This window comes from Mycobacterium sp. WMMD1722, from assembly GCF_049315205.1.
GTDB lineage: Bacteria > Actinomycetota > Actinomycetes > Mycobacteriales > Mycobacteriaceae > Mycobacterium.
The window spans coordinates 3,028,689-3,049,512 of record NZ_CP186056.1 but is presented as its reverse complement, the minus strand read 5'-3'; the positions used below and the strand labels follow the sequence as shown (position 1 = coordinate 3,049,512).

At 70.2% G+C, this 20,824-nt stretch carries 23 protein-coding genes; 8 read left to right on the top strand and 15 right to left on the bottom strand.

Annotated elements, in window-relative coordinates; translation table 11 throughout:
• Positions 1–2 precede the first annotated feature (2 nt).
• Both ACN27E_RS14680 and ACN27E_RS14675 read right to left on the bottom strand, forming a co-directional pair.
• Positions 3–896, bottom strand: coding sequence for an N-acetylglutamate synthase, CG3035 family (locus ACN27E_RS14680; protein ID WP_422742479.1), 894 nt, complete (start codon positions 894–896; stop codon positions 3–5).
• A 5-nt stretch (positions 897–901) separates the two neighbouring features.
• Positions 902–1,495: a peptide deformylase gene (locus tag ACN27E_RS14675; RefSeq protein ID WP_422742477.1), complete on the bottom strand. Its 594-nt coding sequence runs from the start codon at positions 1,493–1,495 to the stop codon at positions 902–904.
• 122 nt (positions 1,496–1,617) lie between these two features.
• Here ACN27E_RS14675 and ACN27E_RS14670 point away from each other — a divergent pair, with 122 nt between their 5' ends.
• Genes ACN27E_RS14670 through ACN27E_RS14645 form a run of 6 tightly spaced genes read left to right on the top strand, consistent with a single transcriptional unit; the run spans position 1,618 to position 5,325 of the window.
• Positions 1,618–1,926 carry a DUF3263 domain-containing protein gene (locus ACN27E_RS14670; protein WP_422742475.1) on the top strand — a complete coding sequence of 103 codons (309 nt, stop codon included), beginning with the start codon at positions 1,618–1,620 and terminating at the stop codon, positions 1,924–1,926.
• Positions 1,927–1,949: 23 nt separating this feature from the next.
• On the top strand, positions 1,950–2,411 hold the full coding sequence (locus tag ACN27E_RS14665; RefSeq protein ID WP_422742473.1) for a LytR C-terminal domain-containing protein: 462 nt from the start codon (positions 1,950–1,952) through the stop codon (positions 2,409–2,411).
• 10 nt (positions 2,412–2,421) lie between these two features.
• A complete protein-coding gene (gene sodC, locus ACN27E_RS14660; protein WP_422742471.1) occupies positions 2,422–3,132 on the top strand; it encodes a superoxide dismutase[Cu-Zn] in 711 nt (236 codons plus the stop codon).
• Positions 3,086–4,240, top strand: coding sequence for a glutamate--cysteine ligase (locus tag ACN27E_RS14655; RefSeq protein ID WP_422742469.1), 1,155 nt, complete (start codon positions 3,086–3,088; stop codon positions 4,238–4,240). The genes sodC and ACN27E_RS14655 overlap by 47 nt, the downstream gene beginning before the upstream one ends.
• A gap of 9 nt (positions 4,241–4,249) precedes the next feature.
• Positions 4,250–4,693 (top strand): hypothetical protein, encoded by a 444-nt coding sequence (locus tag ACN27E_RS14650; RefSeq protein ID WP_422742467.1) that lies wholly within the window; start codon positions 4,250–4,252, stop codon positions 4,691–4,693.
• Positions 4,694–4,695: 2 nt separating this feature from the next.
• Positions 4,696–5,325, top strand: a complete 630-nt coding sequence (locus ACN27E_RS14645; protein ID WP_422742466.1) for an LON peptidase substrate-binding domain-containing protein — start codon at positions 4,696–4,698, stop codon at positions 5,323–5,325.
• A gap of 16 nt (positions 5,326–5,341) precedes the next feature.
• Here ACN27E_RS14645 and ACN27E_RS14640 read toward each other — a convergent pair whose 3' ends face one another.
• The 13 genes from ACN27E_RS14640 to ACN27E_RS14580 form a co-directional block, all read right to left on the bottom strand.
• The gene (locus ACN27E_RS14640; RefSeq protein ID WP_422742464.1) at positions 5,342–6,091 is read right to left on the bottom strand and encodes an SAM-dependent methyltransferase; all 750 of its coding nucleotides are present in this window, start codon (positions 6,089–6,091) and stop codon (positions 5,342–5,344) included.
• Entirely contained in the window at positions 6,078–6,440 is a 363-nt protein-coding gene (gene mnhG / locus ACN27E_RS14635; RefSeq protein WP_422742462.1) for a monovalent cation/H(+) antiporter subunit G, read from the bottom strand. The genes ACN27E_RS14640 and mnhG overlap by 14 nt, the downstream gene beginning before the upstream one ends.
• A complete protein-coding gene (locus ACN27E_RS14630) occupies positions 6,437–6,739 on the bottom strand; it encodes a monovalent cation/H+ antiporter complex subunit F (protein ID WP_422742460.1) in 303 nt (100 codons plus the stop codon). Before ACN27E_RS14630 ends, mnhG begins: the two co-directional genes overlap by 4 nt.
• Positions 6,736–7,305, bottom strand: a complete 570-nt coding sequence (locus ACN27E_RS14625; RefSeq protein ID WP_422742458.1) for a Na+/H+ antiporter subunit E — start codon at positions 7,303–7,305, stop codon at positions 6,736–6,738. Before ACN27E_RS14625 ends, ACN27E_RS14630 begins: the two co-directional genes overlap by 4 nt.
• Positions 7,302–8,909, bottom strand: a complete 1,608-nt coding sequence (locus ACN27E_RS14620; RefSeq protein ID WP_422742456.1) for a Na+/H+ antiporter subunit D — start codon at positions 8,907–8,909, stop codon at positions 7,302–7,304. Before ACN27E_RS14620 ends, ACN27E_RS14625 begins: the two co-directional genes overlap by 4 nt.
• On the bottom strand, positions 8,906–9,376 hold the full coding sequence (locus ACN27E_RS14615; protein ID WP_422742455.1) for a Na(+)/H(+) antiporter subunit C: 471 nt from the start codon (positions 9,374–9,376) through the stop codon (positions 8,906–8,908). Before ACN27E_RS14615 ends, ACN27E_RS14620 begins: the two co-directional genes overlap by 4 nt.
• Positions 9,376–12,279, bottom strand: a complete 2,904-nt coding sequence (locus tag ACN27E_RS14610) for a Na+/H+ antiporter subunit A (RefSeq protein ID WP_422742453.1) — start codon at positions 12,277–12,279, stop codon at positions 9,376–9,378. Before ACN27E_RS14610 ends, ACN27E_RS14615 begins: the two co-directional genes overlap by 1 nt.
• A gap of 57 nt (positions 12,280–12,336) precedes the next feature.
• On the bottom strand, positions 12,337–12,789 hold the full coding sequence (locus ACN27E_RS14605) for a DUF1707 domain-containing protein (protein WP_422742451.1): 453 nt from the start codon (positions 12,787–12,789) through the stop codon (positions 12,337–12,339).
• Positions 12,790–12,882: 93 nt separating this feature from the next.
• Positions 12,883–15,060 carry an AAA family ATPase gene (locus tag ACN27E_RS14600; RefSeq protein WP_422749881.1) on the bottom strand — a complete coding sequence of 726 codons (2,178 nt, stop codon included), beginning with the start codon at positions 15,058–15,060 and terminating at the stop codon, positions 12,883–12,885.
• 46 nt (positions 15,061–15,106) lie between these two features.
• The gene (locus tag ACN27E_RS14595) at positions 15,107–15,958 is read right to left on the bottom strand and encodes a CDP-alcohol phosphatidyltransferase family protein (protein ID WP_422742449.1); all 852 of its coding nucleotides are present in this window, start codon (positions 15,956–15,958) and stop codon (positions 15,107–15,109) included.
• The gene (locus ACN27E_RS14590) at positions 15,955–16,662 is read right to left on the bottom strand and encodes a phosphatidylserine decarboxylase (protein WP_422742447.1); all 708 of its coding nucleotides are present in this window, start codon (positions 16,660–16,662) and stop codon (positions 15,955–15,957) included. Before ACN27E_RS14590 ends, ACN27E_RS14595 begins: the two co-directional genes overlap by 4 nt.
• Positions 16,663–16,697: 35 nt before the next feature.
• A complete protein-coding gene (glp, locus tag ACN27E_RS14585; protein ID WP_422742446.1) occupies positions 16,698–17,894 on the bottom strand; it encodes a gephyrin-like molybdotransferase Glp in 1,197 nt (398 codons plus the stop codon).
• Between the two features lie 12 nt (positions 17,895–17,906).
• Entirely contained in the window at positions 17,907–18,827 is a 921-nt protein-coding gene (locus ACN27E_RS14580; protein WP_422742444.1) for an SDR family NAD(P)-dependent oxidoreductase, read from the bottom strand.
• Positions 18,828–18,869: 42 nt separating this feature from the next.
• Here ACN27E_RS14580 and ACN27E_RS14575 point away from each other — a divergent pair, with 42 nt between their 5' ends.
• Positions 18,870–19,358, top strand: coding sequence for a PH domain-containing protein (locus ACN27E_RS14575; RefSeq protein WP_422742442.1), 489 nt, complete (start codon positions 18,870–18,872; stop codon positions 19,356–19,358).
• 29 nt (positions 19,359–19,387) lie between these two features.
• Positions 19,388–20,812, top strand: coding sequence for a PH domain-containing protein (locus ACN27E_RS14570; protein ID WP_422749879.1), 1,425 nt, complete (start codon positions 19,388–19,390; stop codon positions 20,810–20,812).
• Positions 20,813–20,824 lie beyond the last annotated feature (12 nt).

Here is a 20,824-nt window from a genome sequence, read left to right as displayed (position 1 = left end):
CGCTACAGCCTACGAGCGTCGACGTAGCGTTCCCGATGCTGTGCGGAGAACCCCATCTGTTCGTAGAGGGCGATGGCGCCGGTGTTGTCGGCGAGCACCTGCACATAGGCCCGGGTGGCGCCGCGACCGGCGGCCCAGGTCAGCAGCGCTGCGCACAGGCGCCGGGCGTGCCCACTGCGGCGGCGGTCCTGGGCGACCCGCACCGCCGACAGACCCGCCCACCGCGATCCGTCATGCCCCGAGGTGACCGCGGCGCGGCCGACCGCGGCGTCGTCGATGCGGCCGAAGCACACCTCGCCGTCGCTGACCGCGGTCAGCACGTCGACGGGCACGTCGCGTTCGTAGACGCGCAGCCACGTCGGATCCGGACGGTCCAACAAGGTGATCGCCGCGGCATCCGCAGCCGGCAGATCGCGCACCATGACGATGCTCTCGAGGTGCACCTCGGTGTCCGCGGGCAGCCTGACAAGACGGTCGGCGGTGGCCAGCCACGGGGTCAGGCCCCGCTCGGCGTACCACTCGCGGATCGCGGGAACCGCCGCGGTACTCGCCGCGATGTCCAGCGGCACAGCCGAATTGCCGCGGTGGGTGTGGCCGTCGGCGGCACGCAGCAGCCAGCCGTCCAGCCATCGGTGTTCCAGCCCCGGCCAGGCCAGGGCGGCGGCGTACTCGACCGCCCGGATCTGCGAGGCCTTCACCGGTGCGTCGGTCAGCACCCGCACCGTCACCACATCCGTCGCCGCCACCTCGACCGTCTCACCGGTCCGGGTGCGGATGCGCACCACCGGCTCGCGCTCGACGATATGGCCGACCACGTCGGTCAGCGGCGGTGCCGAGCCCGGCGGGCGACGGTAGCGCAGGCTGACCCGGGTGCCGGGCCGGGGCAGTTCGGCCATCAGGCTCAGTGGCCGAACGGGTCCGGGTCCTCGCCCGGCATCCAGCTCAGGCCGGGCACGCCCCACCCGTGATGTTTGACCGACCGCTTGGCCGCGCGGGCGTGCCGGCCGATGAGGCGGTCCAGATAGAGGAAACCGTCCAGGTGCCCGGTCTCGTGCTGCAGCATCCGGGCGAACAGGCCGGTGCCCTCGAGCGTGACGGGGCTGCCGTCGGCGTCCAGTCCGGTGACCTTCGCCCACTCGGCGCGCCCGGTGGGGAACTGCTCCCCGGGCACCGACAGGCAGCCTTCCTCGTCGTCGTCCGGGTCGGGCATGGTCTCGGGGATCTGCGAGGTCTCGAGCACCGGGTTGATGACGACACCGCGCCGGCGGGTGACGCGGCCCCGCTGGTCGGGGCAGTCGTAGACGAAGACGCGCTTGCCCACGCCGATCTGGTTGGCGGCCAGGCCGACACCGTTGGCGGCGGCCAGGGTGTCGTAGAGGTCCTGGATCAGATCGGGTAGATCGTCGGGCAGCGAACCGTCCGGCCCGACCGGGATCGGGGTGGTTGCAGTGTGCAGGACGGGATCTCCCACGATGCGGATTGGAACGACGGCCACGCAGAGCAGCTTAAGTGAGCCGACTCGCCCGCAGAGGTGGCGCCTCATGTGATCGGACCGTGATTGAATGAGCGCCGAACCACACGGATGTCATTCAAAACGTCGAAGGGTCCGAGACCGATATGGACGGCGCCATGGCGCGGACGGAGCAATCCGGAGACGACTCTGATCTGCCCGAGGGGCTGAACCGCCGCGAATTCGACATCTTGGCCTTCGAACGTCAGTGGTGGAAGTACGCCGGTAGCAAGGAAGACGCCATCAAGGAGTTGTTCTCCATGTCGGCGACCCGGTACTACCAGGTGCTCAACGCGCTGGTCGATCGTCCGGAGGCGCTGGCCGCGGACCCGATGCTGGTGAAACGGCTGCGGCGGCTGCGGGCCAGCCGGCAGAAGGCCCGCGCGGCCCGCCGGTTGGGCTTCGAGGTCACCTGAGTCCCCTCGATAGAGTGGGCACGATGAACCAGCGAGAATCCTCCGGGCTGCCCCTGCGCGCCATCGTGATGGTGCTGTTGTTCCTCGGAGTGGTGTTCCTGCTGGTGGGATTCCAGGCGCTGCGAGGGGGCGACGATACGGCCGCCGATCAGTCCACCGCGGCGACCACGACGACGACCACGTCGACCTCCCAGGCACCACCGGCCGAGGCCGCGCGCCCCGAGGTGCGGGTGTTCAACATCTCGGATGTCGAAGGCGCCGCCGAAGGAGTGGCCAACCGGCTGCGCGAGGACGGCTGGAACGTCGCCGAAACCGGCAACCTGACCCTGGAAGGTGTCACCGCGACGACGGTGTACTTCAGCGACGCCCCCGGCGAGCAGGAGGCAGCCGAGCAGGTCGGCCGGCTGTTGGAAGCGCCGGTGGAGCCGCGGGTTCCGCCGCTGGTCGAGCAGCCACCGGGCATCGTCGTGGCGGTCACCGGCTAGTCTCTTGAGCATGCTCAAGCCCGGTCTCAAGCCCGCTGCCGTCGTCGCCCTGTTCGCCGCCCCCGCATTCGCGCTGACCGCCTGCACGCCCAACGAGCCGATCTCCACCCAGCCGGGTACCACGCCGTCGGTGTGGACGGGCTCCCCGGCACCGTCGGCCGAGGCCGGCGAAGGGGAGAGCGGCGGGCAGGCCGCCAGCGGCGAGAAGCTCTCGGCCGAACTGAAATCCCCCGACGGCACCACCGTGGCCACCGCGGATTTCGACTTCAGTGGCGACTACGCCACCATCACGGTCAAGACCGTCGCGTCCGGTCAGCTCGAGCCCGGGTTCCACGGCATGCACATCCACTCGGTCGGCAAGTGTGAGGCGAACTCGACGCCTCCCACCGGCGGCGCTCCGGGCAACTTCCTGTCGGCCGGCGGACACTTCAACGTTCCCGGCAAGACCGGACATCCCGCCAGCGGCGATCTCGTGCCGCTGCAGGTCCGCGAGGACGGGTCGGCGATGGTGGTGACGACGACGGACGCGTTCACCGCCGAGCAGCTGACGGCCGGGCAGGGAACCGCGATCATGATCCACGCCGGCGCCGACAACTTCGCGAACATCCCGCCCGAGCGCTACAACCAGGTGAACGGCACGCCCGGACCCGACCAGGAGACGATGGCCACCGGGGATGCCGGTGGCCGGGTGGCGTGCGGTGTCATCACTGCCGCCGAATAGCCGGATCGCCTTCGTCCGGTCGCCCCGGCCCACCATCGGTGTCGAGTGGGAGTTCGCCCTCGTCGATCCGGTCACCCGGCAGCTGAGCAACGAGGCCGGAACCGTCATCGCCGAGATCGGCGAGACCCCGCACGTTCATCAGGAGTTGCTGCGCAACACCGTCGAGATCGTCACCGGGGTGTGCGCCAACACCGGCGAGGCGATGCAGGATCTGCACACGACGCTGTCGACGGTGCGCGGCATCGTGCGCAACCGGGGGATGGAGTTGTTCTGCGCGGGCACCCATCCGTTCGCGAAGTGGTCGGTCGAGCAACTCACCGATGCTCCGCGCTACGCCGAGCTGATCAAGCGGACGCAGTGGTGGGGCAGACAGATGCTGATCTGGGGCGTGCACGTCCACGTCGGGATCTCCTCGGCGCACAAGGTCATGCCGATCATCTCCTCGCTGCTCAACCACTATCCGCACCTGCTCGCTCTCTCGGCCTCCTCGCCGTACTGGGACGGTGAGGACACCGGATACGCGAGCAACCGGGCGATGATGTTCCAGCAGTTGCCGACGGCCGGTCTGCCGTTCCAGTTCCAGTCGTGGCCGGAATTCGAGCGGTTCGTCCACGACCAGAAGAAGACCGGGATCATCGATCACATGAACGAGATCCGTTGGGACATCCGGCCTTCGCCGCATCTCGGCACGATCGAGGTGCGGGTCTTCGACGGTGTATCCAACCTCGCCGAACTCGGCTCCCTGGTGGCGCTGACCCACTGCTTGATCGTCGACCTCGACCGTCGGCTCGAAGCCGGTGAGGAGATGCCGGTGATGCCGCCGTGGCATGTGCAGGAGAACAAGTGGCGGGCGGCACGCTACGGGCTGGACGCCGAGATCATCCTGGACGCGGACAGCAACGAGCGGTTGGTGACCGACGATCTCGACGAGCTGCTGACCCGGTTGCAGCCGGTGGCCGCCTCGCTGGGCTGCGCCGACGAGCTTGCCGGTGTCGAGGACATCTACCGCAATGGGGCCAGCTATCAGCGCCAGCGCCGGGTGGCCGAGGAGCATGACGGCGATCTGCGCGCCGTCGTTGACGCCCTCGTGGCCGAGCTGGAGCTATAAGGTGGGTTCATGGCCGTGCGCAGGTGGTTGCTGACGGGCTGCGTTGCGGCCGCGCTGGCGGTCGCCGGATGCACGAACGTCACCACCGGTACGCCGATGGCCGACCCCGATCAGACCGGGCTGTCCAGTCCGACATCGCCGTCGACGACCACCAGGGCCCGGCCACCGGACGCGACGGGCGCACCGGGTCTGCCGGGGATACCCGGCCTGCCCGGTGTGCCGGGGCTGCCCGGTCGAGGTGGACCGCCGACCGGGCTGGCCGCCACCCCGTGCCGTGACTATCTGGACATGGACGAGGCCGGGCAGCGCGAGGTGATCGCCGCCATCGGTGAGAACAACGAATTGGTCCGGCTCAACCCCGAGCTGTGGATCACGATGGCCAGTGCGATGTGCACGTTCGCGGATCCCTCGACACCGGTCGGGGACGCCGTCATGGGCGGCGGCTTCAACTGACGATGGCCGTGACGCCGATGTTCCCGCTCGAGGTGGCGATGCTGCCCGGGGAAGAGCTGCCGCTGCGGATCTTCGAGCCCCGGTATGTGGCGTTGGTGCAGGAGTGTCTGTCCCGCGACGAACCCGCATTCGGTGTGGTGCTGATCGAGGCGGGACGCGAAGTCGGCGGCGGCGACCGGCGCAGTGGCGTCGGAGCGCTGGCGCGGATCGTCGAACACGCGGACTACGGGATCGAGCGCTACCGGCTCACATGCCGCATCGGCGAACGCATCAGGGTGCTGGAGTGGCTCGACGACGCGCCCTATCCGCGGGCCGACGTCGAAGTGTGGTCGGATGAGCCGGCCGGGTCGATCGACAGCGCCCTGCTCGAGGACGTCGAGGACCGGATCTACGCACTGTACGAGCGGATCGCGGCCGCCCGCGACGTCGACGTGCATCCGCGTAGCGAGGTGATCGGACTACGGGAACCCGACGCCGCCGAGTGGTTGTACGCGCTGGCCGCTCGGCTTCCGTTGGGCCAGGCGGACCGCTACGCGGTGCTGTCGGCGCCTTCGGTGCCGGCGAGGCTGGATGCCTTGAGCGAGGCGGTCGACACGATCACCGCGATGGTCGAATTCCAGCTTTCGACGTGAGTGGGCGGGCACCGGATCACCGCTCGCGTTTGGCCTCCACGAACACCGTGTCGGGGATGCAGTCGATGGCATCGTGGGCGCCACACCGCCCGTAGCGCGTCATGAGCTCCTGGGCGGTGATCGTCTTGCCCTGCCAGCGGTGGTCGGCCAACCAGCGGGTGATGCCGGGCCCGACCGCCTCGACGGCGACCCGGCTGGCGGTCGCGCTGAGTTCGTGGATGCGGTCGAACAACAGGTGGGGCCCGTCATCGACGTAGGGCAGCAGCCCTTCGATCGCCCATGCGGTCGGCTCGCTGGGATCGAAGCCCGCGTCGCGCAGGGCGACGTCCCAGCCGTCGGTGAGGTCGGCGGGCACCGGCACATACCGCTGCACCGACGGGGTGTCGCCGTGCGCCTGCAGTGCGTCGGCCTTGAAGCGCAGCACCCCGGGATCGTCGATCTCGTAGATGGTCGTGTCGCTCACCCACGGCAGCCGCCACGCCCTGGCGTCCAGCCCGGCTGCCACGATGACCACCTGATCGATGCCGTAAGCGCCTGCAGCGATGAAGAATTCGTCGAAGTACTTCGTCCGGGAGGACGTGTAGTTGGCGAAGCCTTCCAGCTGGTCGCTCGGAGTGCTCGCGGCGATGTCGCAACCCCGGGCCTGCGCAGCGTCGATGAACACCTGCGCGTACGGGTCGTTGAACAGTGGGCAGTCGGCGTGCGCCTCGCCTCGCCTGGCGATCGCGACGGCCAGCGCACCGGCGATATCGTCAGGGCTCGTCATGGCCACGGTGTTCCCGTTCGGCAGGCGCGTCAAGCATGTCGTCACGGGTCATCAGGTCTTCCCGGATGTTCTGTTCCCGGTAGGCGAGCTGACCCACGCGATTGGCGATGACCGGCGCGGTGATGAGGGTGAACAGCCCGGTGAGGATGATCATGCCGACGTCGATGTTGCCCCGCAGCCGGATCGCGGCCCCCGCGAGCACCAACAGCAGACCCAGCACCTGCGGCTTGGTCGCGGCGTGCATCCTCGACAGGGTGTCCGGGAAGCGGACCACTCCGATCGCGGCGGTCAGCGCGAGAGCCGACCCGCTGAGCACCAGCACGCTACTGACGATGTCGAAGGCGTTCATCGGTGGCCGTCGCGGGATGTCGTCGGGGCGTCGGGCACGTCGGGCACGTCGGGCACTCGGAAGCGGGCGACGCTGACCGAACCGACGAAGCTGATCAGCGCAAGCGCGGTCAGACTGTAGGTGACGGTGGTGTCGAAGCTGAACGCGGCCCACGTCCCGATCGCACACATGGTGACCGCGATCAGCGTGTCCAGGGCGACCAACCGGTCCAGGGTGCTGGGTCCGGCGAGCACCCGGTACATCGTCGCCGCCGCCGCGCCGGTCAGCATCAGTCCAGCGGTCAACCAGACCCACATCATGAGCGCTCACCGTCCTTCTCGGGCGCCGGCCGCCACTCCGAATTCCGTTCGAACGAGGCCACCAGGAGGCGGCTCACCTGGTCGACCTGGCGATAGAAGCGATTCACCGCGACCTCGCTTCCGACGTCGAGTACATGGACGTAGATGATCCGGCGCGACTGGTCGATCTCCAGCACGATGTTGCCGGGGGTGAGGTTGAGGATGTGGGCGATCAAGGCCAGCACCAGATCCGACTTGACCTCGAGCTGAGCTCGCAGAACGGCGTTGCGCGGGGGTGGGCCCGGTTTGATCGCCAGCCAGGCCACCTGCGCCGACGACACCACCAGGAGATACGCCACCAGGCCGATCAGCCGCAGCAGCGACAGGAGGTGGAGTCGGCCCTCCACGGGGACCGGGGGCAGCGGCAGCAGCAGGGTGATCACCAGCGCGACCGCCAGGCCGCTGATGATGTTGGCCGCCGACAGCGTGCCCCACAGCAGCGTCCAGACGATGACGAGCCAGCACAGCACCCAGGCCCGGAGCAGGACCCAGCGGGGGGACCAGCTGCGCGGCGACGATGTCCTCATGGCCGTTCACCCACCACCGCGGTGATGTACTGCCCGCGATCGATGACCTGATCTGCGGCCCGGACGCTGAAGCCGAAGATCGGGCCGGCCGCCACCGTGAGCGTCAGACCCACCGCGATGAGCATGCCGGTGGGCACCAGCATGCCCACCGGCATCCGGCCCACACTGTCCCGGTCGGCGAATTCGATGTCCGACGACACATGGGTCTGGTCGACCAGCGCGGCGGGCGCCGCCATCGACAGATGCCCCTCCGGGGCGTCGGCACGTGACCGCCAGAACGCCTTGGTCCACACCCGCGCGATGACGTAGAGGGTGAGCAGGCTGGTCAGCGCTCCGCCGCCGACCAGCACCCACGCCAGCGGTGAGCCGTTCGCGGCTCCGGCCTGCATGAGTGCGACCTTGCCGATGAAGCCCGAGAATGGCGGTATGCCACCGAGATTCAGGGCCGGAACGACGAAGACGAAGGCCAGCAGGGGGCTGGCGGCGGCCAGGCCGCCGAGCCGTTGCATGGTCGAGGCGCCGGCTTGCCGCTCGATCAGCCCCACGACGAGGAAGAGTGTCGTCTGCACGACGATGTGGTGGGCCACGTAGTAGATGGCGCCGGCCATCCCGGCATCGCTGGACAGGGCGATGCCGAACACCATGTAGCCGATGTGGCTGACCAGGGTGAAGGACAGCAGGCGTTTGATGTCGCTCTGGGCGATGGCGCCGAGGATGCCGACGATCATGGTGAGCAGTGCGGCGACCAGCAGCACGGTGTCCATTCCGCCACCGGGGAACAGCAGGCTGTGCGACCGGATGATGGCGTACACCCCCACTTTGGTCAGCAGTCCGGCGAAGACGGCGGTCACCGGCGCCGGCGCGGTGGGATAGGAGTCGGGCAGCCAGGCGTACAGCGGGAACACCGCCGCCTTGATGCCGAAGGCCACCAGCAGCACCGAGAACAGCGCAGCCCGCGTGCCGCCGGAGACACCGTCGAGGCGCACCGCGAGCTCGGCCAGGTTCAGCGTGCCGGTCGCGCCGTACACCAGGGCGATCCCCAGCAGGAAGATCAGCGACGACACCATCGACACCATGACGTAGGAGATCCCGGCCCGGACCCGTTCGGCGCTGGCGCCGATCGTCAGCAGCACGAAACTCGACGACAGCAGCACCTCGAATCCCACGAACAGGTTGAACAGGTCGCCGGCGAGGAAGGCCATGCAGACCCCCGCCGAGAGCACCAGATAGGTCGGCAGGAAGATCGACACCGGCTGGCGGTCGTCGCCGTCGCGGATGCCCTGACCGATGGCGTAGAGCACCACCGCCAGCAGCACGATCGACGACACCAGCAGCATCAGCGCCGACAATCGGTCGACCACCAGGCTGATACCCAGCGGGCCCATGCCCGGCACACTCTGACCCCAGCCGCCGACGTTCAGCACCATGGTGCCCTCGTGATCGCTGAGGTAGACCAGGGCTGCGCAGACCAGCACGACGGCCGACAGCGCGATGATCGCGATCGCCCGCTGGATGGCCGCGCTGCGTCCGGCGATCAGCGTGAGCGCCGCCGCGAGCGTCGGGATCAGCACCGGCAACGGGATGAGGACTGCGCTCACGGTCATCGCGAACCCTCGTGACCCGGCAGCGCATCCAGCTGGTCGGGCAGATCGGTGTCGCGATCCAGGTCGGGTTCCGGGGGGCGATCCTCGTCGAGGAGTCGCCCGTCCTTACCGCGCTGTTTGACCCGGTCGTCCTCGGGGTCGTGGCCGATCTCTTCCTCGGTGGTGAGGCGGTACGAGCGGTAGGTCAGGGCCAGCACGAACGCCGCGATGCCCATCGTGATGACGATCGCGGTCAGGATCAGACCCTGGGCCAGCGGGTCGGCGGTGGCGGCTTCGCCGTTGCTCGTCCGACCACGGACCGGGGGATTGCCCGGCGGCCCGCCGACGCCGAGCAACACCAGGTTGATCACGTTGCTCAACAGCAGCAGCCCCAGCAGCATGCGGGTCAGCGTCCGCTCCAGCAGCAGGTACACCCCGACGCTGGTGAGCGCCCCGATGAGGATCAGCGGCACCAGATAGCTGGTCATCACCGACCTCCACCCGGCGGCCCCGACACCGGCTCACCGGTGGGGGAGTCGGCCAGATCCATGTCGACGCGGGCGCCGAGACTGCGGAGCACATCGAGGGTCAGCCCGACGACGATGAGATACACCCCCAGATCGAAGAACAGAGCGGTGACGAGCTTGACCGTGCCCAGCAGCGGCAGCTCGAACTCGATGACCGCGGACGACAGCGCCGGAGCCCCGAGGAACAGTGACGCGACCGCGGTGCCCGCGGAGAGCCCGAGGCCGACACCGAGGATCTTGCCCGCGTCGAGCGGCAGGGTCTCACCGAGTTCGTACCGTCCGCCCGCCAGATAGCGCAGTACCAGCGCCAGCCCGGCGGTCAGGCCGCCGGCGAATCCGCCGCCGGGCGTGTTGTGCCCGGCGAAGAAGAAGTACGCCGACAGGACCATGATGAGCGGGAAGATGACGCGGGTGGCGACCTCGAGCACCAGGGATCGATAACGCGGATCGCGCAGCCCGCTGCCCCGCAGCCACGTGATGTCGCCGGCGGCGGGGCTTTTGCGATCCACCGCGACCGGCCCGATATCGGGCTGTCCGGCATCGGCGACGCGCGGAGCGGCACCGAAACGCCGGTTGCGGAACACCATCGAGGCGACGCCGGTCGCGGAGACCAGCAGCACCATGATCTCGCCCATCGTGTCCCAGGCGCGGATGTCGACCAGGAGCACGTTGACCGTGTTCATCCCGTGGCCCCGCTCGTAGGCCGCATCGGGGAGGAGTTCGGCGATGCCGGGTCCGCCGCGGGCGGCGATCGCGAACACGACCAGCGTGCTGACCGCCGCACCGACCGCCAGCGACAGAACGGCGCGGGGCAGGCGCCGGCGGACGATGTTGTCGCGGTCGGCCTCGGCGGGCAGGGTGCGCAGAACCAGCACGAAGATCACCAAGACGAGGGTCTCGACGAGGAATTGGGTGAGCGCGAGGTCGGGAGCGCCGTTCAGCGCGAAGATCACGCCGCAGCCGTACCCGGTCACTCCGATGAGCAGCACGGCCGCCAGCCGGTTGCGCATGACCGTCGCACCCGCGGCGGCGGCGAGGATGAGCAGACCGACCGCCACCTGCCAGGGGGAGGCCCACAGGGCGATTTCCGGGCGGTCGCGCTCGCCGAGCAGCAGCGCCACGGTGGGCACCACGGCCAGCGTGGAGAGGATGACGGCCTGGGTGCCGGGGATGGACCCGCGCTGGGTGGCCGCCGTCAACCGCACCGCCAGCAGGTCGAGTCCGCGGATGGTGGCGTCGTAGATCCGGTCGGCGTTGCCCAGCGGCAGGTAGAGCAGCCGGGTGCGGCGCAGCTTCGCCCGCTCGAAGAAGGCGCCGAAGCCCACCGCGAGGACGATCAGCGACAGCACGAACGGCAGGTTGACGCCGTGCCAGAGCGCGAGGTAGTAGTCGTCGCCGCCCGGAATGACGTCGGCGTACTCGTCGAGGACGGTATCCAGCGGAGCCGGCCACAGACCCGCCGCCAGCCCCGCAGCGGCCAGCACCGCGGGCGCCGCCATGAAGTTCACCGAGGGCCGGTGCATCTCTGCGACCCGCACACTGGGTTCCGGCAAACCCTTGCGGCCGAACGCACCCCAGAGGAATCGCAGACTGTAGATGGTGGTGAAGATCGATCCGACGACGATGCCGGTGAGCACCACGGGGGCGAACGGGCCGAGCGCGTCGCTGTGCAGCACCGTCTCGAGATCGGCCTCCTTGGCGACGAATCCGAAGAACGGCGGCAGCGCGGCCATGCTCGCGGTGGCGCCGACGGCGATGACCAGCAGCGGTCTGCACCGGTCGCCGAGCCAGGCCAGGCGGCGGATATCGCGGGTTCCGGTGGTGTGGTCGATGATGCCGACGACCATGAACAGCGACGCCTTGAACATCGCGTGGGCGACCAGCATCGCCAGCCCGGCCAGCATCATGTCGCTGCCGCCGGTGCCGACCATCACCGTGATCAGACCGAGCTGGCTGACGGTCCCGAAGGCGAGGATCAGCTTGAGGTCGTATTCGCGGACTGCCCGCCAGCCGGCCAGCAGCATGGTGAGCACGCCCAGCGTGACCACCATCGGCCGCCACACCGGGTGGTCGGCGAAGCCGGGCGCCAGCCGGGCCACCAGGTAGACGCCGGCCTTCACCATCGCCGCCGCATGCAGGTAGGCGCTGACCGGAGTGGGTGCGGCCATCGCGCCGGGCAGCCAGAAGTGCAGCGGGACGATGGCCGACTTCGACAGTGCGCCGACCAGAATCAGGGCCACCCCGACGCCGGCGGCCACCCCGGTGGGCGGTGCGGCGATGAGTTCGGAGAGCAGATAGGTGCCCGAGAGCGTGCCGAGCACCACGACGCCGACGAGCATGGCCAGGCCGCCCAAGGTGGTGACCAACAGCGCCTGCGTGGCGGCGCGCCGGCTGGTCGCCCGTTCGGCGTAGTGGCCGACCAGCAGGAACGACAGGACGGTCGTGATCTCCCAGAACACGTACAGCAGCAGCATGTTGTCGCTGAGCACCAGACCGAACATGGCTCCGGCGAAGGCGACCAGTTCGGCGGCGAAGCTGGGGAGGCGCTTCTCGATGTGGCCGTCGCGGTGGTGGAAATAGGTGGCGCAGTAGAACAGCACCAGCGCGCCGATGGCGAGCACCAGGACGCTCATGATGGCTGCCAGCGTGTCGAACCGCAGCGTGATGTCCATCGACAGCTCGGGCACCCAGACGATGTCGAGTGTCTGCGCGGCGCGGCCGGGCTCAGGCCAGTTCAGTCCGACCCAGACGAGCGAGCCCAGGGGGACGAGGGCGAGCGGGTAGAACGCGAGGCGACCCCATCTGGCCACCAGAAGAGGCGCCACGGCGGCGGCGACCGCGTGAGCGCACAGAATGGCCAGCAAGGCACTCCGATCTGATCGGTCGGGGTGTCAGCGTCAGCTGAATGGATTCACTCCAGTCTACGTGGGCCGTCGGAGTCCTCTCGACGTGCATGGTGACGCCCAGGCGAAACGCACCGGCAGCGCGTGGCCGACCAGACCGATACCCGCACCGAGGATCGGCCAGACCGGCCAGAAGTACCATTCGCCCGCGGTGAGCCCGACGACCAGCCAGACGGTCAGCACGACCACCACCATCGACAGGTAGCCGGCGAGGTGCCACCCGACGCTACGGCGGGCGGCCTGCTGCCGCGCGGCGCGCCGTCGAGGGTCGTTGCGGCGCAGGGTGGCCACCGGCAGGTCGGCGGTCAGGGCGCGGAGGGCACCGGTCGTCTGCGCAGCGAAGGCGTCGGTGAGGCGCTGCTCGTAGTCGGTCATGTCGAGGTAGCCCTGGGTGAGGGCGAGACCGAGCAGCGATGCGGTGTCCTGGCGGTCGTCATCGCCGGCGCGGACGGTGTGCGTAGGAGCGGTCATGATGCCTCCCGAGGCGATCTTGACGGTGTCTAGTTACGGGTCAACCCACTGTGCGCCGGCAACTAGTCAATGTCAAGATCCGGGGGTCGGCTTTCAGCGGGTGGCGGCGAACGTCCGCAGCGACTCGACCTGCGCCGCATCCAGCGATGGCCGGACGGTCTGCCGCGCGGTGTCCACGTCGGCGACGGTGACGTCGGCAGCGTCGATCGAGCGGCGCATCGCGGTCAGCGCCGCCTCCCGGAGCAGGGCGACGCAGTCCGCGGCGCTGTAGCCGTCCAGCCCGGCGGCCAGGGTGTCCAGATCGACGTCGTCGGCCAGCGGAATCGACCTGCCCGCGGTCTTCAGGATCTCGCGACGGGCCTCGGCGTCGGGCGGATCGACGAACACCAGACGCTCGAGACGGCCCGGCCGCAGCAGCGCCGGATCGATCAGATCGGGCCGGTTGGTGGCTCCGAGCACCACGACGTTGCGCAGGGGCTCGATGCCGTCCAGTTCGGTCAACAGGGAGGCCACCACGCGGTCGGTCACCCCCGAATCGAAACTCTGCCCGCGCCGCGGGGCCAGCGCGTCCAGTTCGTCGAGGAACACCAGCGAGGGCGCCGACTCGCGTGCCCGCCGGAACAGATCGCGCACCGCCTTCTCCGACGACCCGACCCACTTGTCCATCAGCTCAGCGCCTTTGACCGCATGGACCGAGAGCCGCCCGGTGCTGGCCAGCGCCCGGACCACGAAGGTCTTGCCGCAGCCGGGCGGTCCGTAGAGCAGCACGCCGCGGGGCGGTTCGATACCCAACCGCTCGAAGGTGTCGGGATGCTGCAGCGGCCACAGCACGGCCTCGGTGAGCGCCTGTTTGGTGTCCGCCATGTCGCCGACATCGTCGAGCGACACCGAGCCGACCGAGAGCTCCTCGGTCGCCGATCGTGACAGCGGCCGGATCACGGTCAGCGCGCCGGTGAGATCGGGTTGGCCCAGCATCGGCGGTTGTCCGTCCGCGCTGGCCCGGGCCGCCGCACGCAGCGCCGCCTCGCGCACCAGCGCACACAGATCGGCGATCACGAAACCCGGTGTGCGTCCGGCGATCTCGTCGAGTTCGAGGTCGGTGGCCGGAACTCCCCGCAGCAGCACCTCCAGCAGCGCCCGCCGGGTCGCCGCGTCGGGCAGCGTCAGAGCCAGTTCGCGATCGCACAGATCGGGGCCACGCAGGCGGTCGTCGAGACCGTCGGGCAGCGCCGACGTCGCGACGAAGGCGACACCCGGGGTGCCGATCGCGGTGCGTAGTTCGTTGAGGACCAATGTGGCGACCGGTTCAGGTGTCGCGGGCAGCAGTGCGTCGACGTCGGTGATGAGCAGCACCCCGCCCCCGTTGCGGACCGTCGACACCGCCGAGGACACCCGGGCCAGGCGGTCTTCGGCGTGCAGCGCACCCACCTCCGGCCCGTCGAGCTCCACCAGGCGCCGTCCGGCGCACACCACCCGGACCAGGGTGGCTTTGCCCACCCCGGCCGGACCGGAGACGAGCACCCCGAGATGGGCTGTCGCACCGAGGGTTCGGAGCAGCGCCGGTTCGTCGAGGGAGAGCTTGAGCCATTCGGTCAGCCGGCCGGCCTGGGTGTGGCTGCCCTTGAGGTCGTCGAAGCTCACCCCCGACGTCTGCTCGGACGGGGCCGTGACCGTGGCCTGCCCGACGGCGGCGCCGGCCGGTGCGGGGGCCGACGGTGCGGCGGTCAGCCCCTCGCCCCAGACCACCGACGAATTCGGTTGCACACTGACCGTGCCGGCCGGATCGACACCGGTGACGGTCAGCAGTTCCGAGGTCCACGTGATCCCCACCGACGACGCCAGCGCCGAGGTGGCCGCCGAGGTCGAGGTGCCCGGTCCGAGATCGCGCGGCAGCAGGGACACCGTGTCGCCCACGGTCATCACCTTGCCCAGCAGTGCCTGCCGCAAGGTGGCCGGTGAGATCGACTGGGTGGCCAGCCGGGAGCCGGACACCGTCACCGATCGGGCGCCGTAGACGGTCACCGGAGCGACGATCACCCCGCTGTCCTCGCGCAGACCGGTGTTGGACAGGGTGACGTCGTCGAGCAGAGCGGTGCCGGTGGGGGTGCCCGGTGGTGCCACCCCGACCACGGCGGCGGTGGTGCGCGAACCGGTCAGCGACACGGCATCCCACTCGCGGATGCCCAGCGCGGCGATCACCTCGGGATGCAGGCGCACCACACCGCGGCGGGAGTCGAGCGCCGAGGTGTTCAGGCGTGCGGTCAGGCGCAGGTGGGAAAGAGCCCGCTCGCCGTCGAAGGTGTCGGTCTCGCTCACGTCAGCGGCCCGGTCTGCGCAATCCGAGGCGCGTCATCGACCGGCGGTTCGGCTGCGCGCGGCGGCTGTCGCGCCGGGCCTGCCGGCGCTCCCGCGGCGCGGCGTTCCACGCCTCTGGCCGGGCAGCGACCCAGCGTTGACTGCGGATGGTGAACGGAATGATGCACAGATAGCCGACGATGATCAGCAGCACCAGGATGTAGGGGAACAGCAGCAGCGCCGCGGCGGCCAGCGTCACCACGATCAGCAACAGGGGCGCGGCATTGGGCGGAACCCGGATGGCCTTGGCCGCGATGGTGGGCACCCGGCTGATGAGCAGCGCCGCGTTCGCGGCCAGCCAGAAGCAGACGAACCACTGCGACGTCCACCATCCGTGGCCGAACTGCAGCATCGCCGCCAGCGGCCCGATCGAGCCGACCGCGCCGCACGGGGCCGGCATACCGGTGAAGAACTCGCGGGTGTAGGCGGGTTTGTCGGGGTCGTCGAGCAGCGCGTTGAACCGGGCGAGCCGCAACACGATGCACACCGCGTAGAGCAGGACGAAGATCCAGCCCACCGGCGAGGTCGGCAGCAACGTCACGTACACCACCAGCGCGGGGGCCACGCCGAAGTTGACCGCATCGGCCAGCGAGTCGATCTCGGCGCCCATGCGGGACTGCGCGTCGAGGGCGCGGGCGATGCCGCCGTCGATGCCGTCGAGCACCGCGGCGGCGCCGATCAGCGCGAGCGCGATGTGCGGGCGATCGTCGAGGGCGAATTTGATGGACGTCAGTCCGGCGCAGATCGCCAGGACGGTGGTCGCGCTGGGCAAGATCCGCAGACCCCGGGGCCGCCGCCCTTTCGTGGGATTCACGGCAGCTCCGCGAGGATCGTCTCGCCGCCGACGGCGCGCTGGCCCGGCAGCACCTTGATGTCGGCGCCCTCGGGCAGATAGGTGTCCAGCCGCGAACCGAACCGGATCAATCCGTAGGTGTCGCCGATCTCGACACGATCGCCAGGGGTGACGTCGCAGATGATCCGGCGGGCCAGCAGACCGGCGATCTGCACGGCGATCACCTCGGCGCCGCCGGGGGTGCGGATCAGCACGCTGTTGCGCTCGTTGTCCTGGCTGGCCGCGGCCAGTTCGGCCGATCCGAACAGCCCGGGGCGGTGCGCGACGGCGACCACCTCGCCGCTGATCGGGATGCGCTGCACATGGGCGTCGAACAGGGAGAGAAAGATACTGATGCGGGGCAGCGGACGGGCCGGCAGGTTCAGTTCGGCGGGCGGCACCGCCTCCTCGACCAGGCAGATCAGCCCGTCGGCCGGAGCGACGATGGCGCCGGGCCGGGTCGGCGGCACCCGCGGCGGATGCCGGAAGAACAGGGCGTTGGCGGCCGCTGCGGCCAGGCCCGCGGTGCGCAGCCGGCGGCTGCGGCGGCCGAGTCCGGCCACCGCGAGGCCGGCGCCGATGAACGGCAGTCCGGCCGGGTGTACCGGCGGAATCGTGGTCTTCACCAGCGCCACGAACCGCTGTGGGCCGGTCTCGAGATCGTCGTTGCGGGGGCGTCTGGCCATCGGGTGGAGTCTACGTGCGGCTGGTCACCGGCGGTTCAGCTCAGGTCCCACACGCGAACCTGCGTCCCGGCCGATACCTCGGTGACGTCCTCGGCCAGCTCGAGTAGACAGTTGGCCGACGCCAGCCAGCGCAGGTGATGGGAGGCCGGCGGGCCGTAGCTGGTCACCTCACCCCGGGCCGGGTCGAACACCCCGCGCCGGAACTGGCGCTTGCCCCCGGGCGAGGTCAGATCTTCGGTGAGCAGGGCCGTCCGCCGGGGCCGGTCCGGCTGCGGGAAGCCCATCGCCGTGCGCAGGGCCGGCCTTACGAACACCTCGAACGACACCAGCGAGCTGACCGGGTTGCCCGGCAACGTGACGATCGGCGTCCCGCCGACCCGGCCCGATCCCTGCGGCATCCCGGGCTGCATCGCGACCTTGACGAAGTCGACCTCCCCGCCTCCGAGCGCATCCTTGACCACTTCGTAGGCACCCGCACTCACGCCGCCGGTGGTGATGATCAGGTCGGCGGCACCGGCGTGCTGGTGCAGGGTCTCGCGAAAGGCGTCCTCGTCGTCGCCGGTCATGGTGGAGGCGACCACCTCGCCGCCGGCGTCGGTCACCGCGGCGGCCAGCATCACGGCGTTGGACTCGTAGATCTGCCCGGGTTGCAACGGGGCTCCGGCAGCGACGAGTTCGGTCCCGGTGGACATCACCAGCACGCGCTGGCGTGGGTGCACCGGCAGTCCGGCCAACCCCAACGCCGCGGCCAACCCCAGCGCGGCCGGGGTCAGCACGGTGCCGGCACGCAGCACAGTGGCGCCCGCGGTGACGTCCTCCCCGGCGTGGCGCAGATGTTGACCGGCCTGGGCGGCCCGCCGGATCTGCACGGTGTCGGTCGCGCCGTCGGTCGCCTCCACCGGCACGACCGCCGTCGCCCCGGTGGGTAGCGGTGCGCCGGTCATGATCCGGTGCGCGGTGCCGCGCGCCAGGCGCAGCGGATCGGTGCGCCCGGCCGGGATGTCCTCGGCGACCGGCAGCCGCACCGGGGTGTCCTCGGTCGCGGCGGCGACGTCGTCGGCGTGCACCGCGTATCCGTCCATCGCCGAGTTGTCGAAACCGGGCAGCGACAGGGGAGCGACGACGTCCTCGGCGAGCACCAGGCCGAGGGTTTCGGCGATCGGCAGATCGACCTTCGGCCGCGCGGTGATCAGAGCGGCGACGGTCCGCTGGTGTTCTTCGACTGTCCGCATGACGGCGCGTGCTCAGACCGGGAACGTGACGCCGGTGAGTTCTTCGGAGACCGCCCACAGCCGGCGCTGCACGGCTTCGTCGTGCGAGCGAGCGTTGGACTGCACGAGTTTCGGGTGCCCGCGTTGTTCGCCGATCCCGTCAGGACCGAAGTACTGCCCGCCGCGCACGTCCGGGTCGACCGCGGCGCGCAGCGTCGGCAGTGCACCCATCTGCGCGCTCTGGGCCAGCAGCCCCCACAGCAGTTCCACCGGCTGCCGGACCGCCGGCCACAGATTGCGGGTCAGCTCGGTGCTCGACCCGCCGGGGTGGGCGGCGACGGCGATGGTCGGCGCGCCCTTGGCCGAGAGCCTGCGGTCGAGCTCGTAGGTGAACAGCAGATTCGCCAGCTTGGACTGCCCGTAGGCGCTGACCCGGTTGTAGTGCCGCTCGGACTGCAGATCGTCGAAGTTGATCTTGCCGAAGCGGTGTCCGCCGCTGCTGATGGTGACGACGCGGGATCCCTCGACCGGCAGCAGATTGTCGAGCAGCTGTCCGGTGAGGGCGAAGTGTCCTAGGTGGTTGGTGCCGAACTGCAGCTCGAACCCGTCCTTGGTGGTGCCCTTCTCGGTCATCATCACGCCGGCGTTGTTGATCAGCAGGTCGATCCGCGGATACTCCGCGCGCAGATCGTCCGACGCCCGCCGGATGCTGTCGAGTGAGGTCAGGTCCAGCTCGCGCACCGTCACGTCCGCCCCGGGGGTCTCGGCGGTGATCCGGTCGGCGGCGGCGCGGCCCTTGTCGGTGTTGCGCACCGCGAGCACCACGTGGGCACTGCGCCCGGCCAGCACCCGGGCGGCCTCGAAGCCGATACCGGTGTTCGACCCGGTGATGATCGCGACGCGGTCGGCTTGATCGGGCACGTCAGCGGCGGTCCACTTGCTGTTCGGGCTCATGGCCTGAACCCTACGTCGCCCGTCGTGCGCCATGCTCGAACCATGACCGTCACGCTGTCGGATCCGACTCACCGCCCCAGCCCGCGGGCACCGCTGGTGTGGGCCGTCTCGGCCGCGCTGCCCTGGGTGGTGGCAGTGGCCGCGCAGATCGTCTGGTGGGTGATCGCCCCGACGCTGCCGTGGCTGCATGTCGCCGCGGCGGCGGTCACAGCCGTCGGTGCGGTGCTGTCGGTGCTCGTCGCACCGCTCTGGCGCTACCGCGTGCACCGGTGGGATCTCGACGAGCGGGCGCTGTACACGCGCACCGGGTGGTTGATCCAGGAGCGGCGCATCGCGCCGATCACCAGGGTGCAGACGGTCGACACCCATCGCGGTCCGATCGATCGGCTGTTCGGCCTGGCTGACGTCACGGTGACCACCGCGTCGTCGGCCGGTGCCGTACGGGTGATGGCGCTCGACGCCGATGTCGCGGACCGGTTGGTCGCCCGGCTGACCGACATCGCGGCCCTGGGCGAGGAGGATGCGACGTGACCGACGGCTGGCAGCGGCTGAGTCCGCGGATGCTGCTGGTGCATCCGATCCACGAGGTGCTGCGGCAGCTGCCTGCGCTGATCGGCCTCATCGCCGTCGGGTCGGCCACCGGCAATCCGCTGTGGGCGGTGGCCGCGCTGGCGATCACCCTCGGCCTCGGAGTGGCGCGGTGGTTCACCACCAGCTATCGCATCGAGCCCGGTGAGGTCCAGCTGCGCGCGGGCATCCTGCAGCGCAAAGTCATCGCATTGCCGCGCAACAGAATTCGATCGGTCTCCACGGACGCCCGGGTGCTGCACCGATTGCTCGGGCTGACCGTGCTGCGGGTGAGCACGGGTCAGCAGGCCCGCCGGGACGACGCCTTCGCCCTCGACGCGGTGCCCGCCGGCGACGTGCCGCGGCTGCGAGCGGTGCTGCTGGCCGATTCGTTGACACCGGCCGCCGAGACCGCGCCGCAGGGCCGGGTACTGGCCCGCTGGCGGCCGGGCTGGCTGCGTTACAGCCCGCTGAGCCTCACCGGCCTGACGATGATCGCCGCCGCGGCCGGACTGCTCTATCAGTCCGGCGCGGGCGCGCTGCTGCGGACCTCCGGGCTCGCCGAGGACGGCAGGGATGCGGCCGGTCGATACGGCGTCGCGGTCACCGTGACCGTCGCGGTGGTCGTCGTCCTCGTGGCGTCGGTGGTGCTGTCGGTGCTGCGTTCGTTGCTGACCTACGGCGATCTCGAGCTGCGCCGCGACACCTCGGAATCCGGGGGCGTGCTCCATCTGCGGCACGGACTGCTGCGGATGCGGGAGCAGACGTTCGACATGCGCCGGCTGCGCGGCGGGACGTTGCGGGAACCGCTGCTCGTGCGGGCCTTCGGCGGCGCCCGGCTGGATGCCGTGATGACCGGTGTCAGTGGTGCGGGCGAGGCGTCGCTGCTGCTGCCGCCGTGCCCGGCGGCCACCGCGCGGCAGGTGCTCGCGGAACTGATCGGCCGGCCCGACGACGTCACCGGCCCGCTGCGCGGGCATGGGCCGGCTGCCGTGCGTCGGCGGTGGACGCGGGCTCTGCTGGCACCCGCGGTCGCACTGGTGGCGCTGGTGGTCGCCGCGGCTGTGACGGCCGTGCCGGTGTGGGTGTGGCCGGTATGGGTGGCCGGGACGGCCGTGTCTGCGTTGCTCGCCGCCGATCGCGTTCGGGCACTCGGGCACCGCGTCGGTGACGGGTGGCTGGTGGCCCGGGCGGGCAGTGTGGAGCGGCGCCGGGACTGCATCGCCGGTGCCGGTGTCGTCGGCTGGACGGTGCGTCAGTCGTTCTTCCAGCGTCGCGCCGGGGTCGCGACGTTGATCGCCGCGACGGCCGCGGGGGAGAAGGCCTACCGCGTGCTGGACGTGCCGGCGGAAACGGCGTGGTCGATCGCCGCGCAGGTATGCCCCTGGGTGGACGAGGTGTCCTGGGCGCGCCGCTGAGCGGGTCCGAGT